We start from the raw sequence: 19,824 nt of genomic DNA on the forward strand, positions 1-19,824 counted from the left end.
TGACCTCTACGAACACTTCTGCCAATGCGCTCTCCGAGTCTTCGACTGGCCTGAACCGGTACCGCCACCAGCACCGAAGATGTCGAAGTACAGCCGCGACTGGTTGGCCTTGATGCCGCAGGAGTCGATCAGGTACGAGTGGATGAGCTTCCAGTCGGCACGGGAAAAGCGTTAGGTATCCTTGTTGAGGATGATCTTCGCCAGGTACTGGCCGTGGATCGGCGCGTTGCCGGCACCGCCAGCGTGCATTTCGGACAGGTCCATGACCTTCATCTTGATGCAGTCACGCAGGAACTGCGCGAGATCTTCCGCCACCGCATCGGCAAGACCCGGGAGATTTCGCTGAACAGCCATACCGGACGAGTTGATCACGGACAGGGCCGGGCCTGTGGGAGCGGCGGTGCGGCGATCCGACTTGCCCGCGAAGGGCCGAGCAACGGCCCCATTACGCATGCCGTAAACTGTTACCGCCCCGCCGAATCGCCCCGCCGTTGTTACTTACTTCCACCTTACGTGAGCGTCAATAAGCACCACCATGGGGCGGCTGCTTATTTTTAAGCACTAAAAAAGCGCACTGTTATTCCGCTTGTTTCACCTGGATCACGATGAACGGCGAAACCACCACCGCCCAGATCTCTGGATCGCGGCTTTGCAGGTCGAGCGCCTGCTCAGTGGTCACCGGCCCAACAGTGCCATCAGTACGCCACTTGGCGAAGATCTCGCTGCGATTCTCGGCCATTGCCGCGGCAACCTCGATCAGGTCGAGACGGGGGTCGACCCAAATCAGGTCACCCTTGGCCCAGAAACGCTCCAAAGCCTTCCACTCGATTGTCGCTGTCTCGCCGAGCAATTTGGCATAGAGGGTGCTTGTTTGATCAGTCATGGGTTGGTACCCGCAAATTCGGCCAATGAAAAAAGGCCGGCATTTTTGCAGAAAAACCCGGTTTCAAATATGTAATTTGGTCGATTGGCTCCGAAGTTGTGGGGTGGAGCCCAGGATGCAGGCAAAGTGATGGCGCTTTTTTGTATCTTTGTGTCGACCATGCGACAAGCCGCGGAATAGGCGCTTTTTGCCCGCTTTTCAAGCGCGCGAACAGCGCTCTACACTGTACCGGTACAGTTCCGGGACATGTTCCGGGGGAAGGTGGGCATGCAGTGTGGCGTGGCCATGCCGCAAATCCCGCCCGGTCTGTAGCCCTGGCCGCCAGGACTATAAGAATTACAACAGAATGAGTGGAGCACTATGATCAAGATTTCCAAGCTGTTCGCCGCAATGGTACTGGCCGGGGTAGCCAGCCATTCGTTTGCCGCCGATACCATCAAGATCGGGATCGCGGGCCCTAAAACCGGCCCTGTGACCCAATACGGCGACATGCAGTTCATCGGCGCCAAGCAGGCCATCAAGGATATCAACGCCAAGGGCGGCGTCGATGGCAAGATGCTCGAAGCCAAGGAATACGACGACGCCTGCGACCCTAAACAGGCCGTGGCAGTCGCCAACAAAGTGGTCAACGACGGCGTCAAGTTCGTCATCGGCCACCTGTGCTCCAGCTCCACCCAGCCAGCGTCCGACATCTACGAAGACGAAGGCGTGATCATGATCACCCCGGCCGCCACCTCGCCGGAAATCACCGCCCGTGGCTACAAGCTGATCTTCCGCACCATCGGCCTGGACAGCGCCCAGGGCCCGGCCGCCGGCAACTACATTGCCGATCACGTCAAGCCGAAGGTCGTTGCCGTCCTGCACGACAAGCAACAGTACGGTGAAGGCATCGCCACCGCGGTCAAGCAGACCCTCGAGAAGAAAGGCACCAAGGTTGCCGTCTTCGAAGGCCTGAACGCCGGTGACAAGGACTTCTCCTCGATCATCCAGAAGCTCAAGCAGAACAACGTCGACTTCGTCTACTACGGCGGCTACCACCCAGAGCTGGGCCTGATCCTGCGCCAGGCACAGGAAAAAGGCCTGAAAGCCAAGTTCATGGGCCCAGAGGGCGTGGGTAACGACTCGATCTCGCAGATCGCCCAAGGTGCTTCCGAAGGCCTGCTGGTCACCCTGCCGAAGTCGTTCGACGCCGACCCTGAAAACAAGGCCATCGTCGATGCCATCAAGGCGGACGGCAAGGACCCAAGCGGCCCGTTCGTGTTCCCGGCCTACTCGGCTGTCGAACTGATCGCCAAAGGTATCGAAGCGGCCAAGTCCGAAGACACCGACAAGGTGGCAGCCGCCATCCACGCCGGTTCCTTCAAGACCCCGACCGGCACCCTGTCGTACGACGAAAAAGGCGACCTGAAAGACTTCAAGTTCGTGGTTTACGAATGGCACTTCGGCAAACCGAAGACCGAAGTCTCCCCTCAGTAACTGCGTGACTAATAGCTGACCGTAGAAGCCCACTGTGCGAGCAGTGGGCTTTGTTTTACGAGGTTCATGGGCCTGATCCCCGCGATCCGGGGGCCGACCCACCTGAAAATCTTAAAACCGTCACCCGCGGTTTCCTGGCCATACCCCGGCCAGCGAAATGCAAATCAGGTTTTTAGGAGCGCTGTAATGCCTGAGATCTACCATTTCATCCAACAACTGGTTAATGGATTGACCATCGGCAGCACCTATGCCTTGATCGCCATCGGCTACACGATGGTGTACGGCATCATCGGCATGATCAACTTCGCCCACGGCGAGGTGTACATGATCGGTTCCTACGTGGCCTTCATTGCCCTGGCGGGCCTGGCGATGATGGGTATCCATTCGCTGCCGATCCTGATGACCGTCGCCTTCGTCGCGACGATCTGCGTCACCAGTGCCTATGGCTACAGCATCGAACGGGTTGCCTACCGCCCCCTGCGCAACAGCAACCGCCTGATCCCGCTGATTTCTGCCATCGGCATGTCGATCTTCCTGCAGAACACGGTCTTGCTGTCGCAAGACTCGAAGGACAAGTCCATCCCCAACCTGATCCCCGGGAGCTTCTCCTTCGGGCCGGGTGGTGCGGAAGAAGTCCTGGTTTCCTACATGCAGATCCTGGTGTTCGTGGTCACCCTGGTGGCCATGACCTGCCTGACCCTGTTCATCTCCCGTTCCCGTCTGGGCCGCGCCTGCCGCGCCTGCGCCGAGGACATCAAGATGGCCAACCTGCTGGGCATCAACACCAACAACATCATCGCCCTGACCTTCGTCATCGGTGCCGCCCTGGCGGCCGTGGCGGCCGTGCTGCTGAGCATGCAGTACGGGGTGATCAACCCCAACGCCGGTTTCCTGGTGGGCCTGAAGGCCTTCACCGCGGCGGTACTGGGCGGCATCGGCAGCATCCCGGGCGCCATGCTCGGCGGGCTGGTGCTGGGCGTGGCCGAGGCCTTCGGCGCCGACATCTTCGGCGACCAGTACAAGGACGTGGTGGCATTCGGCTTGTTGGTTCTTGTCCTGCTGTTCCGGCCGACCGGCATCCTCGGCCGCCCGGAGGTTGAAAAAGTATGAACAGAAATCTCAAACAGGCGTTCTTCAGCGCCTTGCTGGTCTGGGCCGTGGCCTTCCCGGTGCTGGGCCTGAAACTGAGCATCGACGGCATCAGCCTGGCGGTGCACAGCCAAGGGTCGTTCACCATCAGTATCATCGCCGTATGCTCGGTGCTGATGTTCCTGCGCGTGCTTTTTGACAAGCAGTGGAGCTCGGTGATGGGCCGTCGCTCGGACCGCAAGCTGATTCCGCCAGCCGTCAGCAACTACCTGACCCTGCCGAAAACCCAGCGCTATGTGATCATCGGCCTGATCGTCGCGGCGCTGGTATGGCCGTTCTTCGGGTCACGCGGGGCGGTCGACATTGCCACGCTGATCCTGATCTACGTGCTGCTGGGCCTGGGCCTGAACATCGTGGTCGGCCTGGCCGGTCTGCTCGACCTCGGCTACGTCGGTTTCTACGCCGTCGGTGCCTACAGCTACGCGATGCTCTCGCACTACCTGGGCTGGAGCTTCTGGGTCTGCCTGCCGATCGCCGGCCTGATGGCTGCCACCTTCGGTTTCCTGCTCGGCTTCCCGGTGCTGCGCCTGCGCGGTGACTACCTGGCGATCGTGACCCTCGGCTTCGGCGAGATCATCCGCCTGTTCCTGCGCAACCTCACCGACTGGACCGGCGGCCCCAACGGCATCAGCAACATCCCCAAGCCGGAGTTCTTCGGCCTGACCTTCGAGCGCAAGGCCGCCGAGGGGATGCAGACCTTCCACGAGTTCTTCGGGCTGGAATACAACTCGATCAACAAGGTCATCTTCCTCTACCTGGTCGCCCTGCTGCTGGCCCTGTTGGCACTGTTCGTGATCAACCGCCTGCTGCGCATGCCGATCGGCCGTGCCTGGGAAGCGCTGCGCGAGGACGAGATCGCCTGCCGTGCGCTGGGCCTGAACCCCACCGTGATCAAGCTCTCGGCGTTCACCCTGGGTGCCTGCTTCGCCGGTTTCGCCGGCAGCTTCTTCGCTGCGCGCCAGGGCCTGGTGACGCCGGAGTCATTCACCTTCATCGAGTCGGCGATCATCCTCGCCATCGTCGTGCTCGGCGGCATGGGCTCACAACTGGGCGTGATTCTCGCGGCCATCGTGATGATCCTGCTGCCGGAGCTGATGCGTGAGTTCAGCGAATACCGGATGCTGATGTTCGGTGCGCTGATGGTGTTGATGATGATCTGGCGTCCGCAAGGCCTGCTGCCTATGCAACGTCCCCACATGGAGCTGCGTCGATGAGCCGCGAAATTCTGCAAGTCAGCGGCCTGAGCATGCGCTTCGGCGGCTTGTTGGCGGTCAACGGCGTGGCCCTGACCGTCAAGGAAAAACAAGTGGTGGCGCTGATCGGCCCGAACGGTGCCGGCAAGACCACGGTGTTCAACTGCCTGACCGGCTTTTACAAGCCAAGCGGCGGCACCATCCTGCTCGACGGCCAGCCGATCCAGGGCCTGGCCGGGCATCAGATCGCCCGCAAGGGCGTGGTGCGGACCTTCCAGAACGTGCGCCTGTTCAAGGAAATGACCGCGCTGGAGAACCTGCTGATCGCCCAGCACCGCCACCTGAACACCAACTTCTTCGCCGGCCTGTTCAAGACCCCGAGCTTCCGCCGCAGCGAGAAGGAGGCCATGGAGCGCGCGCAGTACTGGCTGGAGAAGGTCAACCTGACCGAGTTCGCCAACCGTACTGCCGGCACCCTCGCCTACGGCCAGCAGCGCCGCCTGGAAATCGCCCGCTGCATGATGACCCAGCCTCGCATCATCATGCTCGACGAACCGGCCGCGGGCCTGAACCCGAAGGAAACCGAAGACCTCAAGGCGCTGATCGCCTACCTGCGCGAGTCGCACAACGTCACCGTGCTGCTGATCGAGCACGACATGAAGCTGGTGATGAGCATCTCTGACCACATCGTCGTGATCAACCAGGGCACGCCCCTGGCCCACGGCACGCCTGAGGAGATCCGCGACAACCCTGATGTGATCAAAGCCTACCTGGGGGAAGCGTAAATGCTGAAGTTCGAGAACGTTTCCACCTTCTACGGCAAGATCCAGGCGCTGCACAGCGTCAACGTGGAGATCAATCAGGGCGAGATCGTCACCCTGATCGGTGCCAACGGCGCTGGCAAGTCGACCTTGCTGATGACCCTGTGCGGCTCGCCGCAGGCGCACAGCGGCAGCATCAAGTACCTCGGTGAAGAACTGGTCGGCCAGCCGTCCTCGCACATCATGCGCAAGAGCATCGCGGTGGTGCCGGAAGGGCGCCGCGTGTTCGCCCGCCTGACCGTCGAGGAAAACCTGGCCATGGGCGGTTTCTTCACCGACAAGGGCGACTACCAGGAGCAGTTGGACAAGGTCCTGCAACTGTTCCCGCGCCTGAAGGAGCGTTACATCCAGCGCGGCGGCACCATGTCTGGTGGCGAGCAGCAGATGCTGGCCATCGGCCGGGCGCTGATGAGCAAGCCCAAGCTGCTGTTGCTCGACGAACCTTCGCTGGGGCTGGCGCCGATTATCATCCAGCAGATCTTCGACATCATCGAACAGCTGCGTCGTGATGGCGTGACGGTGTTCCTGGTGGAGCAGAACGCCAACCAGGCGCTGAAGATCGCCGACCGTGCGTATGTGCTTGAGAACGGCCGGGTGGTGATGCAGGGCACGGGGGAGGCACTGCTGACCGACCCGAAGGTGCGCGACGCGTATCTGGGTGGTTGACTGAAAAAGGGCCTTCGGGCCCTTTTTTCTGCCTGTCAGAAATGAGTGACCTGTGCCGGCCTCTTCGCGGGTAAACCCGCTCCCACAGGTATTGCACGGTGTTCAGAACCGTGCGATCCCTGTGGGAGCGGTTTTACCCGCGAAGAGGCCGGCACATTCAATCGAGGGCTTGTGATCGCCCCCCAGCCTGAGTAACGTGGCCGGCTCTTTGGCAAAGATTCCCCCGGAGCCCGCCCCATGCGCCTCACCCCTACCCTGCTGCTCAGCGCCCTGCTGCCCCTGTTCGCCGGCTGCCAGCTGCTGGCCGAGCAGCCCCGTGACCCGAACATCGGTACCACGCGCATGCAGGGCGAACTGAGCGCTGGTGGCGGCCGGCTCTTGTTCAAGCCCTGCGGGGAAAGCCGCCACTTCGTGATCAACGATGTCGCCGGCACCGGCATCCTTCAAGAGTCCGTCAGCCTGGCCAAGGACGCCAACGCCAAATTGTTCGCCGACGTGCGCGGGCGCCTGACCGGTAGCAAGCAGGCCGACAACGATGGCCAGCTGGAAGTCAGCCGCCTGTACCGCCTGGAGCCTTCCACCCGTGCGTGCGACGACCCCAACTTCAAGCAGCTGACCTTGCGCGCCAACGGCCATGAGCCGGACTGGGACATCAAGGCCAGCGGCAAAGGCATGGTACTCAACCGCGTCGGCAAAGACCCGCTGCCCCTGCCGTTCCTTGAAGAGGAAGTACCCGGCGGCGGCCTGACCCTGACCAGCGAAGCCAACGGCCAGCACGTTGAACTGTGGGTCGCCCCGCAGCGCTGCGTCGATGGCGCGACCGGCGCCGTGCGCCACCTGCGCGCCGAGCTACGCATCGACGGCCAGACCCTGCACGGTTGCGGTTACTACGGCGGTGCGCGCGACAACTGATCGCCGGGCGCTTTTATCCTGCCAGTCGGGGTGGCTAACAGCTTATACTTGGCGGTTTGTGTAAAGCCGCCGGCCGCCCATGGCCGGGATACTGGACCCTGCCATGCTACGAATCACCGAACTGAAGCTGCCCCTGGACCATCCCGACGAAGCCCTGCGTGAAGCCATCGTCCAGCGCCTGGGCATCCGCGACGAGCAACTGCTCAGCTTCAACCTGTTCAAGCGCAGCTACGATGCGCGCAAGAAGAACAGCGAGCTGCTGTTCATCTACACCATCGACCTGCAAGCCAGCAACGAAGCCGAGCTGCTCAGCAAGTTCGCCGACGATCACAACATCTGCGAGGCACCTGACGTTACTTACAAGTTCGTCGGCCAGGCTCCGGACGGCCTGCAAGAGCGCCCGATCGTGGTCGGTTTCGGCCCGTGCGGTATCTTCGCCGGCCTGCTGCTGGCGCAGATGGGCTTCAAGCCGATCATCCTTGAACGCGGCAAGGAAGTACGCCAGCGCACCAAGGACACCTGGGGCCTGTGGCGCAAAAGCGTGCTCAACCCCGAGTCCAACGTGCAGTTCGGCGAAGGCGGCGCCGGGACCTTCTCGGACGGCAAACTCTACAGCCAGATCAAAGACCCGAACCACCACGGCCGCAAAGTCCTGGAAGAGTTCGTCAAGGCCGGTGCGCCGGACGAGATCCTGTACATCAACAAACCGCACATCGGCACCTTCCGCCTGACCGGCATGGTCGAGCAGATGCGCCAGGACATGATCGCCTTGGGCGCCGAAGTGCGCTTCCAGGAAAAGGTCACTGACCTGCTGATCGAAGACGGCCAGCTGACCGGCGTGGTGCTGGAGAGCGGTGAGCAGCTGCACTCGCGTCATGTGGTCCTGGCCCTGGGCCACAGCGCCCGCGACACCTTCCGCATGCTGCACGCCAAGGGCGTGTACATGGAGGCCAAGCCGTTCTCGGTGGGCTTCCGTATCGAGCACCCACAAACGCTGATCGACAAGGCGCGCCTGGGCAAGTACGCCGGCCACCCGAAACTCGGCGCAGCCGACTACAAGCTGGTGTACCACGCCAAAAACGGCCGTTCGGTGTACAGCTTCTGCATGTGCCCGGGCGGTACCGTGGTCGCTGCCACCAGCGAACCGGGCCGCGTCGTCACCAATGGCATGAGCCAATACTCGCGTAACGAGCGCAACGCCAACTCCGGCATCGTCGTCGGCATCGACCCCGAGCGCGACTACCCGGGCGGCCCGCTGGCCGGCATCGAGTTGCAGGAGCGCCTGGAAGCCCATGCCTACGTCATGGGGGGCAGCAACTACCAGGCACCGGCGCAGCTGGTGGGTGACTTCGTCGCGGGCAAGCCGTCCACGGCCTTGGGCAGCGTCGAGCCGTCGTACAAGCCAGGGGTGACCCTGGGCGACCTGGCACCGAGCCTGCCGGACTTCGCCATCGAGGCAATCCGCGAAGCGCTACCGGCATTCGACCGCCAGATCAAAGGCTACAACCTGCATGATGCGGTGTTGACCGGGATCGAGACACGCACCTCGTCGCCGCTGCGCATTACCCGTGGCGCGGACTACCAGAGCCTGAACCTGAAGGGGCTGTTCCCGGCGGGTGAAGGTGCCGGGTATGCAGGTGGCATTCTTTCGGCTGGTGTGGATGGCATCCGCATTGCTGAGGCCGTCGCTCGCGATATGCTCGGCCTCTGAGCCGCCAGCCCAGAAAAACAAAAAACCCCGAACAGGCCTGGCCCGTTCGGGGTTTCAATTACAGCAGCGATCAGTGCGAAACGCGGCTGGTACCGTCAACAGTCATGATGCGCACGCGGTCACCCACGCGGAAGATTTCATTCTCCTGCACGGCCTGGACATAGGCGCGCATGCTGCCATCGTCTTCACGCACAGTGATTTCCACACCCTGGGTGCGGGTGATGCCTTCTTCGGCAGCCGAACCTGCCAGGCCACCGGCCACGGCACCGATTACAGCCGCTACGATGCTGCCGCGGCCACCGCCAACGGCGCTGCCAGCCACACCACCAACGATGGCGCCAGCACCACCGCCGATCGGCGTCTTGGTACCTTCGATCTTGACCGGACGCAGGGATTCGATGGTGCCCATGCGCACGGTCTGCACGCGACGGGCCTCATCACGGGAGTAGCTGTCACCGGTCAGGCTCGAGGCACAGCCACCGAGCAGCAGCGACATGGTGGTGAACGTCGCCACCAGCAAAGCGGATTTACGCATGGGTACAATCTCCAGAAAACAGGTGTCCATTAGACGCTGCGCACTGACGGCTGTCACGGCGCCAACGTAAATAATTTATTTCCATTCAGCCCCTGTACAGCCATGACGGACAGTAATGTGGGCGTTACAGCTCAGACCAAGCATAGCCACGGATTACTTCATCGTCGTGTGCAGAAGTTGTGGCATCAGAAAAGCTAGGGGCCGCAAAAGCGGCCCCAGGTAGTCACGGTGCAAGGCGCTCTCGCGCCCACTGCCCGTTGACAAGGCGGTAGTTCAAGCGGTCATGCAGGCGGCTGGCCCGCCCCTGCCAGAACTCGACCCGCTCCGGCAGCAGGCGGTAACCGCCCCAATGCTCCGGGCAATGCGGCTGGGTGTCGGAGAAGCGCGCTTCGGTGGCCTTGACCAACGCTTCGAGCTCCTCACGATTGGCAATCACCCGGCTCTGCGGCGACGCCCAGGCCCCCAGGCGGCTGCCCAGCGGGCGCACCTGGTAGTAGTCATCCGACTCCTTGGCCGTGACCTTTTCCACTTGCCCCTCGATTCGCACCTGGCGCTCCAGCGCTGGCCAGAAGAAGGTCATGGCAGCGAACGGGTTGGCCAGCAGTTGCTGGCCCTTGGCGCTGTCATAGTTGGTGAAGAAGGTGAATCCACGGTCATCGAGGCCCTTAAGCAGCAGCACGCGGCAATGCGGGCGGCCCTCGCCATCGACCGTGGCGAGGGTCAAGGCGTTGGCCTCTACCGGTGGCTGCTCGGTCTTCACTGCATCGGCAAACCACTGGTGGAACAGGGCGAACGGCTCACCTGGGGCCTGGGCTTCGGCCAGGCCATCACGGGTGTAGTCGCGGCGCATATCGGCCAGGGATTGGGTCATGGCTGCGTATCCTTGACGATCAGTTGGTCTTCGCAGGGCTGTTGGCGGCTACTTTCTTGTCGGTGGTAGCGGCTTTCTTGGCGGCAGGCTTGGCTGGCGCGGCCTTTTTCTTGGCGGTAGTCTTCGCCGCAGGTTTGGCAGCGGCTTTCTTCGCAGCTGGCTTGGCAGCCGGTTTCTTGGCTTCTACGGGCTTGGCCGCGGGCGCCTTGGCGTCCTGCACGGCAACCATCGAAGCCGGGGTGGCCACAGGAGCCGCCTGTTGGTACTTGGCCAGCAGCGCAAGCATGGTGTTCTGCGGCGTCAGCAGCATTTCCACACGACGGTTCAGGGCACGGCCTTCGGGGCTATCGTTGGCGGCACGTGGCATTTCCGAGCCCATGCCCTTGAGCGACAGGCGGTCACGCTGCAGGCCGCTCAGTCGGAAGATCGCCGATACCGAAGCGGCGCGTTCCAGGCTCAACTTCTGGTTGGCAGCAGCCACACCGCTGGTGTCGGCATGGCCGAGCACCAGCACGGCAGTCTTCGAGTCACCTTCGACAGCTTTTGCCACGCGGGTGATCGGGCCCAGGGTCATCGGCAGCAGCATGTTCGGGCGATCCGGGTTGTACGAGCTGTCGACCGGGATGGTCACCACCAGTACGTTGTCACGGCGCTCCAACTCCAGCTTGCTGTCCTTGACCGCCTCACGCAGCTTCGGCTCGTACTGGTCCAGCCAGGCCTGGGTGGCCTTTTCGTCGATCTTCGGTACTACCGGCCCTTTGGCCTGCTGGTCATCACCGCCAAACGGCCACCACCAGTGGCTGGCGCTCTCGGACTTGGCATCGGCCTTGGCGACTTTTTCGGTTACCGCCGCTTTCACGTCCTTGTCGGCAACCGTGTCCGAACCGAACGGCCACCAGCTGCTGCCGCCATCCTTGGAGGCATCCTGGGAATGGCTGGCGCAACCGGTCATGGCGGCCAGGCACAGGGCGAGAGCTAAGGTTTTATGTGAAGACATCAGCGATACACCATGAAATTGATAGATATTTTGCCAACGCACTTCAGGCGTTGGCATTGAGGATAGTCAAAGGGGTTGCGTAATACCCGCTTTACCCGATCAAAGGCAAGTGCCAAGCACGCGTACCAGCTGCTGGGCTCTTGGATCCATGAGCACGTAAGGGCCGAGGGTATTGACCACGAAACCGAAGGCCACGTCGTGCTCTGGGTCGGCGAAACCGACCGAGCCGCCTGCGCCTGGATGGCCAAAGGCACGGGCACCGAGCCCGAAGGTGGCATTCGCCACATCGGGCTGGTCGAGCATGCAACCCAGGCCGAAACGGGTCTGGGTCAACAAGGTACGGTCCTGGCCAAGGCTGTGTTCGCGGGTCAGCTCATCAAGCAGTTCGGATTCGAGCAGGCTGCCGTCGAGCAGGCCGGCATAGAAGCCGGCCAGGCTGCGCGCATTGCCATGGCCATTGGCCGCCGGCTGCTGCATGCGCCGCCATTCAGGCTTGTTGGTGCTGGTCAGGATGGCCGGCGGGTTGGTGAACGCACGGGTCGACAGCGCCTCGGGCTCACGCATGGTCACCTGCAACAGGCGCTGGGCCGCGGCATCACCTGCGTTACCCTTGCCACGGGCAATATGCGCCACGCGGTGGAACGCTTCATCGGCCAGGCCTACGTGGAAGTCCAGGCCCAGCGGCCGGGCGGTACGGGCGACGATCGACTCACCCGGGCCACGGCCATCGACGCGGCGGATCAGTTCACCGATCAGCCAGCCGTAGGTGATGGCGGCATAACCGTGCTCGGTGCCTGGTGCCCACCAAGGCGTTTCGGCCGCCAGGGCGTCGACCATGGTCTGCCAGTCATACAGGGCTTCAGCTGGCAGCAGCTCACGGATGGCCGGCAGGCCGGCGCGGTGGCTGAGCAACTGTCGCAGGGTAATGTTCTGCTTGCCGGCCTGTGCGAACTCCGGCCAGTAGCGCGCCACCGGGGCATCCAGGGCAAGCTTGCCCTCACCCACCAGCTGCAGCGCCGTTACGGCAGTAAAAGTCTTGGTGCAGGAGAACAGGTTGGCGATGGTATCGCTGTGCCAGGCCTGCTGGCCGTCCTTGTCGGCGCTGCCCGCCCACAGGTCGACGACCGTCTCGCCACCGACCTGGATGCACAGCGCTGCGCCACGCTCCTGGGGATCCTCGAACAATGCCGCGAACGCTTCGCGTACTGCTTCGAACTTCAGCTCATAGTGACCCTGGATCTGCACCCGCTGTTCTCCGTACGACCATGCTGACAAAGGCGTGCATTGTTTCAGTAGTTGGCGGTTTTGCCTACTGGGCAGGGCCGGATGGTCTGCGTCGAAGCAGCGGTGTCATCTGTACCAGGGGCGCAGAGCGCCCCAATAGACGTTCAGGGGGCCTTTTTCTCCAGTTCGCCGCGCAACTGACCAACGGCCTGAAGGTTGCTCTTGCGCACGGCCTCGACAAACCCCGGGTATGCCACATCGGTGATCGCCACCAGGCCCAAGTGGCCGTTCTCGCCATCGAGCAAGCGCCCGCTGGCCGGTTGGTCGAGGTACTGGAACCAATGCGCGCCAACGACCATCGGCTGTGCCAGGGCGGCCTTGAGGAAGTTGCCGTAGGCCGGCCCGCGGTCCTCTTCCCTTGCCACTTCCACCGGCCCTGGCCAGAACGGCCCACGGTCGCGCGAGCCAAACTGGAATTCGGATACCAGCACTGGCTTGTCGAGCTCGGCCAGGCGGGCGAAGTCATAGCCATCTTCGGGTTTGAGGGTATAGAAATTGAAACTCAGCACATCGCAGAACTCGGCGCAGGCCTTGACGGCTTCCGGCGTGCTCACGGCATAGCGACCGCCCAGCAACAGGTGGTTGGGCGCATGCCAATTCAGTGCGTCGGCAATGGTCTTGAAGTAGGTCTCGGCGAATACCTGCTGGAAATACTGGTAATCACGCTCGATCTCTGGGTGCTCGGGATTCGGCAGCGGCGCCTCGAAGCCTGGGTCTTCCATCAGCTCCCAGGCTTGCAGGTCGATGCCCCAGGCCTTGGACAGCCCCTGCTGGTTGCGGTACTTGTCGCGCAGCTGTTTGAGGAAGGCGCGCTTGGCTGGCACATCGGTAGTCAGCCGCAAGGTGCCGTAGGCCAGGCCATACCGCGCCTTGGGGTCATTGCCGGGCGCCGCCCAGGCCAGTTCATTGTCGGCGAAATAACCGATCAGCCAGGGGTCGTCACGGTGATCGCGCGTGGCAATGGCCACGGCGCGTTCAGTGGCCATGGCGAACCGTGGGTCGAACGGGTCTGGCATGCGGCCCCACCAATCCATGCCGGTGCTGATGCTGGCATAGTCACCGACAATCGACAGCGGCAAGGTATAGGGCATCCGTTTGGCCTGGCCGAGGGCCGGGTCGCTCCAGTTGCCCAGGGTATTGAAGCCCCAGGCCTGCAGCCGGTCCAGGGTGTGCCCCTGCCAACGCTCGGCGTCCAGCGCCAACGTTGGGCATTCCGGGGCGGCTTGCCCTTGCGCGGCAGGCGGGCACGGTTTGCCATAGGTGCGCTGGATGTTCGCGGCATAGAAGTCGAACCAGCGGCCTTGCTTGAAACTGCGCCCTTGGGACGAGGCGTTGCCATCGTCGTTGTTGCCTTCACCATAGAAGGCCGTCAGACCGTCGCCTTCACCTGGCAAGGCCTTGAACATGCCCTCGCGGCCGGCAATGTAGGTGCGCCCACCATCGGCAGCCACGGCATTGACGCCCAGCGAGTAGAACGGGTGCCCCTCCGGCGTAACCAGGTACCAGCGACCATCGCGCTTCTGCGTGCGGAAAAAACCCTTGGCTTCGAACGCCGGCCCGGCCAGCAAGCCGCCGTAGCTGTCCAGTGGCTGTTTCTGAAGTTCAGCCAGCCAGCTCTTGAGTTGCTGCTGTTCACGACTGTCGGCGGCCTTGAGCTGATCGTCATTGGCGATCTTCTCGGGCCAGTGCCCCCGGGTGGACTGGCCGTAGGCATCGATCAACCCGTGGTAGGCCGCCTGGTAGGCCAGGTTGTCGTCCTGGATGCCGACCCTCTCGATCAACAGGTTTTGCGCCACCTTCGGGTTAGGTATGGTCAGGCTGACAGCCACCACCTGCTTGAGGTCGACCTCACCTGCACTGCTGGTAAACAGCAACCGCTGCCCTTCGTATGTCCATGGCATTGGCGGCCCGGCGCGCATGCCCTGGCTCAGCGGCGAACTGGCCTTGAGCGGCACCATGACGGTTTGCGCAGGCCCCGCGGGCAAGTCGATACGGCTGGTCAGCGTGCGTCCATCGCTGCCGAGCACGCTGACGTCGACAGTCAAAGCCCAGTCCTGGGCGCTTTGCATACGCAAGGTAAGGAACTGCCCAGCCGACCAGTCCCACACGCCGCTCTGCGGGCTCAGGCGCAGGGTCGGCCGTTCGACCGGATTGAACACCACCCGCCTGAGCACCTCGCCTTCGGCCGTCTGCTCCGCGTTGTACTGCGGCATGCCGGTGCCTTCGGTCGCCACATTGACCACCGAGGCCGGGCGGACGAAGCTGAACAGCGTTTGCTGCCCGGCCAGCAAAGGCGTGCTGAACAACAGGGTAAGTACCACGGGCAAGGTGCGGCGGATCATAGGGCTGGGGCTCTCCTTCCAGGCCCTCATGGGCCCGCGACTGAGTAATGGACAACGGGCCGGCGCATCGTGCTCCGGCCGTCAGGAAATCTCCCGCCGGAAAGGCGGCAGCGCATTGAGAATAGCCTTGCCATAGCGCTGCGTGACCAGACGCCGATCCAGCAAGGTAATGACGCCGCGATCCTGCTCGGTACGCAGCAGGCGGCCGCAGGCCTGGATCAGGCGCAGCGAGGCGTCAGGCACGGCAATCTCCATGAACGGGTTGCCACCACGGGCTTCGATCCACTCGGCCAGGGCCGCTTCGACCGGGTCGTCTGGCACCGCGAAGGGGATCTTGGCGATGACCACATGTTCACAATAGGCCCCCGGCAGGTCGACACCCTCGGCGAAGCTGGCCAGGCCGAACAGCACGCTGTGCTGGCCATCGTCGACCCGTGCCTTGTGCTTGTTCAGGGTTTCCTGCTTGGACAGGTTGCCCTGGATCAGCACCAGCTTGCGCCAGTCGCGGTCCAGGCCGTCGAACACTTCCTGCATCTGCTTGCGCGAGGAGAACAGCACCAGCGCGCCACGGGCATCCTCGACGATGCCCGGCAGCTCGCGGATGATCGCTGCGGTGTGTGCCGCCGCGTCGCGCGGATCGGCCTTGAGGTCGGGGACCCGCAACAGACCGGCATCGCCGTGCACGAACGGGCTGGGCACCACGCAGGTGACGGCATCGCGGGGCAACCCCGAGCGCATGCGGAAGCGGTCGAACTTGCCCAGCGCGGTCAGTGTGGCCGAGGTCACCAGAGCACCATGGGCGACACTCCAGAGGCTGCGCCGCAGCATTTCAGCGGCAAGAATCGGGCTGGCATTGACCTCGATGTCGAACAGCGCGCCGCTTTCGGCCAGCGTCAGCCAACGCGCCATGGGCGGGCTGTCTTCCGGGTCTTCGGCGGTGAACGCGGTCCATAGCTCCCAGTTGCCCTGGGCACGCGTGACCAGGCTGCCGAACAGTGGATACCACTCCTCGGCCTGGTGGCTGGCGATTCCGATGTTGACCTCACCGTCCATGCCTTCCTTGAGCAGGTCGGCCAGGCGCGTGAACAGGTCATTGAGGCGGGCGAAGCCCTTTTTCAATTCGATGCCGACTTCGCGGATCTGCTCCGGCACCACACCGCCCTCGAAGCGGTAGCGCGGGCGCTCGCGGCCTTCGGTGTCCTCGCTCGGGCGGAAGTCGGCGACCTGCTCGCACAGGGTGAACATGAACTGCTGCTGGGTGCGCACTTCCCGCGCCAGCTCCGGTACCTGTTCGATGTACTTGCCCAGGTCGCCTGGCAACGGGTGCTGGGCCAGCAGCTTGGTGAGGTTCTTGGCAGTCTGTTCCAGCCAGTCGGCAGTGGAGCGCAGACGCGAATAATGGGCGAAATGGCCGATGGCCTTGTCTGGCAAGTGGTGGCCTTCGTCGAATACGTACAGGGTGTCGCGCGGGTCGGGCAGCACCGCGCCACCGCCCAGCGCCAGGTCGGCCAGGACCATGTCGTGGTTGGTGACGATCACATCGACCTTGCCCATGCCCTCGCGGGCCTTGTAGAACACACACTGCTGGAAATTCGGGCAGTGGCGGCCGGTACACTGGCTGTGGTCAGTGGTCAGGCGCGCCCAGTCCTGGTCCTCGATGGCCTCCGACCAGCTGTCGCGGTCGCCGTCCCAACGGTTGCCAGCGAGCTTTTCGATCATGCTGTTGAACAGCTTCTGGCTGCGCTCGTCAACCTCGATGTGGAAGCCTTCTTCTTCGAACAACTGGGCTGTGGCCGACTGCGCGTGGCCCTCCTGCAGCAGGATGTCGAGCTTGGACAGGCACAGGTAACGGCCGCGCCCCTTGGCCAGGGCGAAGCTGAAGTTCAGGCCGCTGTTGCGCATCAGGTCCGGCAGGTCCTTGATGACGATCTGTTCCTGCAAGGCCACGGTCGCGGTGGCGATCACCAGGCGCTTGCCGGCGGCCTTGGCGGCCGGGATCGCGGCCAGGGCGTAAGCGACCGTCTTGCCGGTACCGGTACCCGCTTCCACCGCGACCACGGCGGGCTCGCCGGCTCGGCGGCCTTCTTCGTCACAGGCGATGTCGCCGAGCACCTTGGCCACTTCGGCGATCATCAGGCGCTGGCCATACCGCGGCTTGAGGCTCTTGGCTTCGAGAAAACGCGTGTAGGCGCCCTGGATGGTGGCTTTGAGTTCGTTGCTGATCATGGTCTGCAGGCGCCCGGAGGGCTGGATATATTTTCAGTGTTTCGCATGGGGCGGCTATCATACCCCGCTATTGCCCTTTATGCCGCATGGAGATCCGGATGGTTGCCTTTGCCCTGCCTTATACACTGCATGTCCTTGCCGCCCTGGTGTGGGTCGGCGGCATGTTCTTCGCCTGGCTGGTGCTGCGCCCGGCAACGGTTGCAGCCCTTGAAGGGCCTGCCCGCCTGCGCCTGTGGGTGGAAGTTTTCCGACGCTTCTTCGTCTGGGTCTGGCTGGCCGTGGCGATTCTGGCGATAAGTGGTATCGGCATGTTGCACATGCGCTTCAGCGGTTTCGAGACCGCCCCCAAGTATGTACACGTGATGATTGGCGGCGGGATTGCCATGTTCGCGCTGTTCATGCGCATCCAGGCATTGCTGCTGCCGGAGCTCAAGGCAGCGGTGCAGGCCGAGGACTGGCCGGCGGGCGCCGCGGTACTCGGGCGCATTCGGCGGATGGTGGGCATCAACCTGCTGCTGGGCCTGGCGGTGGTTGCGGTGGCCAGTTCCCGGCTGTTGATGTGAGGGGTTCTACGCAGCATTTTCGGTGCCTGTGAGATCGCGCGCCGCCCGCGCGGCGCATCGCGGATGAATCCGCTCCTACATTTGTTGCAACGTGCCGAACCTGTTATGCCATGGTTGCCATGCCTTGGCGCATGACTTGAGCCGTGTAAACCGGCTGACAACCATGGCCTTACAGGCGTGGCACGTTGCAATAGATGTAGGAGCGGATTCATCCGCGATGCGCCGCGCGGGCGGCGCGCGATCTCACAGGCACCACAGATCCAAGGGCATGCCCTTCAGAGACGCTGCAGGATCAGTTCACCCTCGGCCCCTGCCAACCCAGGCTGGCCTTCCTGCCCCGGTCGGCCATTGGCCCCGGCGTCGGTGCGATACACCAGGCAGCCCTTGCTCACCCCGCCTTTACCCGCCTTGCCGGCAGCCCCGGCCTTGCCCGGCGCACCACCGTCCAGGCGCACCACGATGCGCTCCTGCGAAAAGCCCTGCGGCAAGCTCAGGCGAATCCGCCCACCAGGCGCACCATCATGCCCGTTGCCGCCATCATCGCCATTCGCCCCTGCGCTTGCCTGCCCCCAGGCACAGCCTCCCGCCTGACCATTGGCGCCATCAAGGCCAATGTAGCCCGGCGCTCCGGCACCGCCACGGGCATCGATGGCCAAGCGCTCGGCATCGACCTCGGCGAGTTTCAACTCCAGGCTACGCCCAGAGCGGGCAGCCCGTTCATAGGTGCCAGGCGCCCCCGGTGCGCTGAACTCGCTGCCCTGGGCCAGCACAGCACTGCGCACATCGATAAGCAGCGGTGCTTCGGCGGGTGCAATGGCAATCCGCGCATCGCGCCCCAGCTGCAGATGATCGACTTTCAGCTCGGTCAATGTGGCTGGCAACAGCAAAGTCGCCGAATCCGCCACGCGCAATTGCTCCAGGTGCACGCTGGCCGATTTATTCGGCAGGCGCAGCATGGAATGGGAGGCAACTTCCAGGCTCTGCGCCTGGGCCATGGGCGCGGCCAATACCGCCAGCAAGATCAATTTACGCATGGCGAGGCGCCTCCTGCGGACCGGGAATGGACATGACATGAAAGATACCGGTCAACAGGATCTGCAACCGGTCGAACCAACGATGGCTGCGGCCCCGCAGGCTGCCATTGAAAAACAGCACCTCAAGAAAATGCAGGCTCAGCACAAGAATGCCCAACGCATTGATCAGCAAATTCAATGGCAACGGCTGCGGCATCATCAGGTTGAACAGCACCACGCCCCAGAATGCCACGGTCAGGGCTTTGCCCAGGCCCAGGATGAACTTCATACCCCGCCCCTATCTGTCTATTTATTGTTATGCCAACGCGGCCCGAGCCAGCGAGCCGCGCAGCCAACACTACCTGCATGGCCGAGCACACGCCAGCGCAGTCAGTTGAGGTGCAAGTCCACCCGTCGGTTGTGCGCACGCCCTTCATCGGTGGCGTTGTCGGCGATCGGCTCACGGGCGCCACGGCCTTCGCTGGTCACCTTCTGTGGCGCCAGGCCCTGACCGATCAGGTACTCGGCAACACTGGCAGCACGGCGTTCGGACAGTGCCTGGTTGTAACTGTCGGAGCCGACATTGTCGGTATGGCCAACCACTTTGACGCGCGTAACGCCCAACTCGTTGAGGCGCGGCAGAAGGCTTTTTAGGCGCTCCTCGCTACCTGGGGTGAGGTCGGCGGAATTGAAGGCAAACATCACCTGGCCCTGATCGTCCAGGGTGATCACCTCGGGTTTGGGCTCGGGTGCGGGCTGGGACGGCGGGTACTGCGGCAGCGGGCAGCCCATGTGGTCAACCGCTGTATTGGCCGGGGTATCGGGGCAGCGGTCACGACGGTCGAACACGCCGTCACCATCTTCGTCGCCATCCTGGGCGTAGCAGATCAGGCCGCCGGCGATCGCGCCCAGGGCGCCGGCGCCGGCCGCCCAGCTCGAGCTCTCTATGGCGCCAAGGCCACCACCGACCGCACCGCCGAGCAGGCTGCAGATGGGCCAAGTCCTTTGATTGAGGGGCGCACTGCCATCACTGTGGGTGGCGCAACCTGCAAGCAGGCTGGCAACCATCAGCAACGGCAACGCCGCCTTCGACGTTACACTCATGATGAATGCTCCTGTGTCATCGGCCGCGACCGGCTAACAGGATTAAAGACGCGCCCGCGCCACTTCTCAAGGCGCGGG

Annotated in this window: 18 protein-coding genes and 1 pseudogene; 8 read left to right on the forward strand and 11 right to left on the reverse strand. The window is 63.2% G+C overall.

Features of this window, described 5'->3' with window-relative positions:
* Window positions 1–42: 42 nt before the first annotated feature.
* A pseudogene (locus tag H040_RS23885) lies at window positions 43–294 on the reverse strand (hypothetical protein); the annotation flags it as partial.
* Window positions 295–577: 283 nt separating this feature from the next.
* Window positions 578–883 (reverse strand): DUF2288 domain-containing protein, encoded by a 306-nt coding sequence (locus H040_RS23890; RefSeq protein ID WP_027918930.1) that lies wholly within the window; start codon window positions 881–883, stop codon window positions 578–580.
* A 360-nt stretch (window positions 884–1,243) separates the two neighbouring features.
* Here H040_RS23890 and H040_RS23900 point away from each other — a divergent pair, with 360 nt between their 5' ends.
* The 7 genes from H040_RS23900 (at window position 1,244) to H040_RS23935 (ending at window position 8,811) form a co-directional block, all read left to right on the forward strand.
* Entirely contained in the window at window positions 1,244–2,359 is a 1,116-nt protein-coding gene (locus H040_RS23900) for a branched-chain amino acid ABC transporter substrate-binding protein (protein WP_027918931.1), read from the forward strand.
* A 186-nt stretch (window positions 2,360–2,545) separates the two neighbouring features.
* Complete coding sequence (livH, locus tag H040_RS23905) at window positions 2,546–3,469, forward strand: high-affinity branched-chain amino acid ABC transporter permease LivH (RefSeq protein ID WP_027918932.1); 924 nt, start codon at window positions 2,546–2,548, stop codon at window positions 3,467–3,469.
* On the forward strand, window positions 3,466–4,722 hold the full coding sequence (locus tag H040_RS23910) for a high-affinity branched-chain amino acid ABC transporter permease LivM (protein WP_027918933.1): 1,257 nt from the start codon (window positions 3,466–3,468) through the stop codon (window positions 4,720–4,722). Before livH ends, H040_RS23910 begins: the two co-directional genes overlap by 4 nt.
* Window positions 4,719–5,486 (forward strand): high-affinity branched-chain amino acid ABC transporter ATP-binding protein LivG, encoded by a 768-nt coding sequence (gene livG / locus H040_RS23915; protein WP_003254878.1) that lies wholly within the window; start codon window positions 4,719–4,721, stop codon window positions 5,484–5,486. Before H040_RS23910 ends, livG begins: the two co-directional genes overlap by 4 nt.
* Window positions 5,487–6,188, forward strand: a complete 702-nt coding sequence (locus H040_RS23920) for an ABC transporter ATP-binding protein (protein WP_003254879.1) — start codon at window positions 5,487–5,489, stop codon at window positions 6,186–6,188.
* A gap of 237 nt (window positions 6,189–6,425) precedes the next feature.
* On the forward strand, window positions 6,426–7,100 hold the full coding sequence (locus tag H040_RS23930; RefSeq protein ID WP_027918934.1) for a COG3650 family protein: 675 nt from the start codon (window positions 6,426–6,428) through the stop codon (window positions 7,098–7,100).
* A gap of 103 nt (window positions 7,101–7,203) precedes the next feature.
* Window positions 7,204–8,811 (forward strand): NAD(P)/FAD-dependent oxidoreductase, encoded by a 1,608-nt coding sequence (locus H040_RS23935; protein WP_027918935.1) that lies wholly within the window; start codon window positions 7,204–7,206, stop codon window positions 8,809–8,811.
* 70 nt (window positions 8,812–8,881) lie between these two features.
* Here the strand turns inward: H040_RS23935 and H040_RS23940 are convergent, their stop codons facing one another.
* The 6 genes from H040_RS23940 to dinG form a co-directional block, all read right to left on the reverse strand.
* The gene (locus H040_RS23940; RefSeq protein ID WP_027594232.1) at window positions 8,882–9,346 is read right to left on the reverse strand and encodes a glycine zipper 2TM domain-containing protein; all 465 of its coding nucleotides are present in this window, start codon (window positions 9,344–9,346) and stop codon (window positions 8,882–8,884) included.
* A 223-nt stretch (window positions 9,347–9,569) separates the two neighbouring features.
* Window positions 9,570–10,217: a pyridoxamine 5'-phosphate oxidase gene (gene pdxH / locus H040_RS23945; RefSeq protein WP_027918936.1), complete on the reverse strand. Its 648-nt coding sequence runs from the start codon at window positions 10,215–10,217 to the stop codon at window positions 9,570–9,572.
* A gap of 19 nt (window positions 10,218–10,236) precedes the next feature.
* A complete protein-coding gene (locus H040_RS23950; protein WP_027918937.1) occupies window positions 10,237–11,214 on the reverse strand; it encodes an OmpA family protein in 978 nt (325 codons plus the stop codon).
* 99 nt (window positions 11,215–11,313) lie between these two features.
* Window positions 11,314–12,459: an EstA family serine hydrolase gene (locus tag H040_RS23955; protein WP_027918938.1), complete on the reverse strand. Its 1,146-nt coding sequence runs from the start codon at window positions 12,457–12,459 to the stop codon at window positions 11,314–11,316.
* Window positions 12,460–12,602: 143 nt separating this feature from the next.
* Window positions 12,603–14,840, reverse strand: coding sequence for a beta-galactosidase (locus tag H040_RS23960; RefSeq protein WP_027918939.1), 2,238 nt, complete (start codon window positions 14,838–14,840; stop codon window positions 12,603–12,605).
* A gap of 81 nt (window positions 14,841–14,921) precedes the next feature.
* Window positions 14,922–17,066 (reverse strand): ATP-dependent DNA helicase DinG, encoded by a 2,145-nt coding sequence (gene dinG / locus H040_RS23965; protein ID WP_027918940.1) that lies wholly within the window; start codon window positions 17,064–17,066, stop codon window positions 14,922–14,924.
* A gap of 98 nt (window positions 17,067–17,164) precedes the next feature.
* Between dinG and H040_RS23970 the strand changes: the two genes are divergently transcribed.
* Window positions 17,165–17,629, forward strand: a complete 465-nt coding sequence (locus tag H040_RS23970) for a CopD family protein (protein WP_027918941.1) — start codon at window positions 17,165–17,167, stop codon at window positions 17,627–17,629.
* 275 nt (window positions 17,630–17,904) lie between these two features.
* Here the strand turns inward: H040_RS23970 and H040_RS23975 are convergent, their stop codons facing one another.
* From H040_RS23975 to H040_RS23985, 3 genes are all read right to left on the reverse strand, one after another.
* Entirely contained in the window at window positions 17,905–18,663 is a 759-nt protein-coding gene (locus H040_RS23975) for a hypothetical protein (RefSeq protein WP_027918942.1), read from the reverse strand.
* Window positions 18,656–18,931 carry a DUF1145 domain-containing protein gene (locus H040_RS23980; RefSeq protein ID WP_027918943.1) on the reverse strand — a complete coding sequence of 92 codons (276 nt, stop codon included), beginning with the start codon at window positions 18,929–18,931 and terminating at the stop codon, window positions 18,656–18,658. The genes H040_RS23975 and H040_RS23980 overlap by 8 nt, the downstream gene beginning before the upstream one ends.
* A 101-nt stretch (window positions 18,932–19,032) precedes the next feature.
* Window positions 19,033–19,746, reverse strand: a complete 714-nt coding sequence (locus tag H040_RS23985) for an OmpA family protein (protein ID WP_027918944.1) — start codon at window positions 19,744–19,746, stop codon at window positions 19,033–19,035.
* Window positions 19,747–19,824: the final 78 nt, after the last annotated feature.

It is taken from the genome of Pseudomonas sp. URMO17WK12:I7 (assembly GCF_003269045.1).
Taxonomy (GTDB): domain Bacteria; phylum Pseudomonadota; class Gammaproteobacteria; order Pseudomonadales; family Pseudomonadaceae; genus Aquipseudomonas; species Aquipseudomonas putida_J.

Coding starts and splice junctions, on each gene's coding strand:
- H040_RS23980 (WP_027918943.1), bottom strand. CDS start 18,931: ATGAAGTTCATCCTGGGCCTGGGCAAAGCCCTGACCGTGGCATTCTGG.
- pdxH (WP_027918936.1), bottom strand. CDS start 10,217: ATGACCCAATCCCTGGCCGATATGCGCCGCGACTACACCCGTGATGGC.
- H040_RS23975 (WP_027918942.1), bottom strand. CDS start 18,663: ATGCGTAAATTGATCTTGCTGGCGGTATTGGCCGCGCCCATGGCCCAG.
- H040_RS23940 (WP_027594232.1), bottom strand. CDS start 9,346: ATGCGTAAATCCGCTTTGCTGGTGGCGACGTTCACCACCATGTCGCTG.
- H040_RS23900 (WP_027918931.1), top strand. CDS start 1,244: ATGATCAAGATTTCCAAGCTGTTCGCCGCAATGGTACTGGCCGGGGTA.
- H040_RS23890 (WP_027918930.1), bottom strand. CDS start 883: ATGACTGATCAAACAAGCACCCTCTATGCCAAATTGCTCGGCGAGACA.
- H040_RS23935 (WP_027918935.1), top strand. CDS start 7,204: ATGCTACGAATCACCGAACTGAAGCTGCCCCTGGACCATCCCGACGAA.
- H040_RS23920 (WP_003254879.1), top strand. CDS start 5,487: ATGCTGAAGTTCGAGAACGTTTCCACCTTCTACGGCAAGATCCAGGCG.
- livH (WP_027918932.1), top strand. CDS start 2,546: ATGCCTGAGATCTACCATTTCATCCAACAACTGGTTAATGGATTGACC.
- H040_RS23970 (WP_027918941.1), top strand. CDS start 17,165: ATGGTTGCCTTTGCCCTGCCTTATACACTGCATGTCCTTGCCGCCCTG.
- H040_RS23930 (WP_027918934.1), top strand. CDS start 6,426: ATGCGCCTCACCCCTACCCTGCTGCTCAGCGCCCTGCTGCCCCTGTTC.
- H040_RS23960 (WP_027918939.1), bottom strand. CDS start 14,840: ATGATCCGCCGCACCTTGCCCGTGGTACTTACCCTGTTGTTCAGCACG.
- livG (WP_003254878.1), top strand. CDS start 4,719: ATGAGCCGCGAAATTCTGCAAGTCAGCGGCCTGAGCATGCGCTTCGGC.
- H040_RS23950 (WP_027918937.1), bottom strand. CDS start 11,214: ATGTCTTCACATAAAACCTTAGCTCTCGCCCTGTGCCTGGCCGCCATG.
- H040_RS23985 (WP_027918944.1), bottom strand. CDS start 19,746: ATGAGTGTAACGTCGAAGGCGGCGTTGCCGTTGCTGATGGTTGCCAGC.
- H040_RS23910 (WP_027918933.1), top strand. CDS start 3,466: ATGAACAGAAATCTCAAACAGGCGTTCTTCAGCGCCTTGCTGGTCTGG.
- dinG (WP_027918940.1), bottom strand. CDS start 17,066: ATGATCAGCAACGAACTCAAAGCCACCATCCAGGGCGCCTACACGCGT.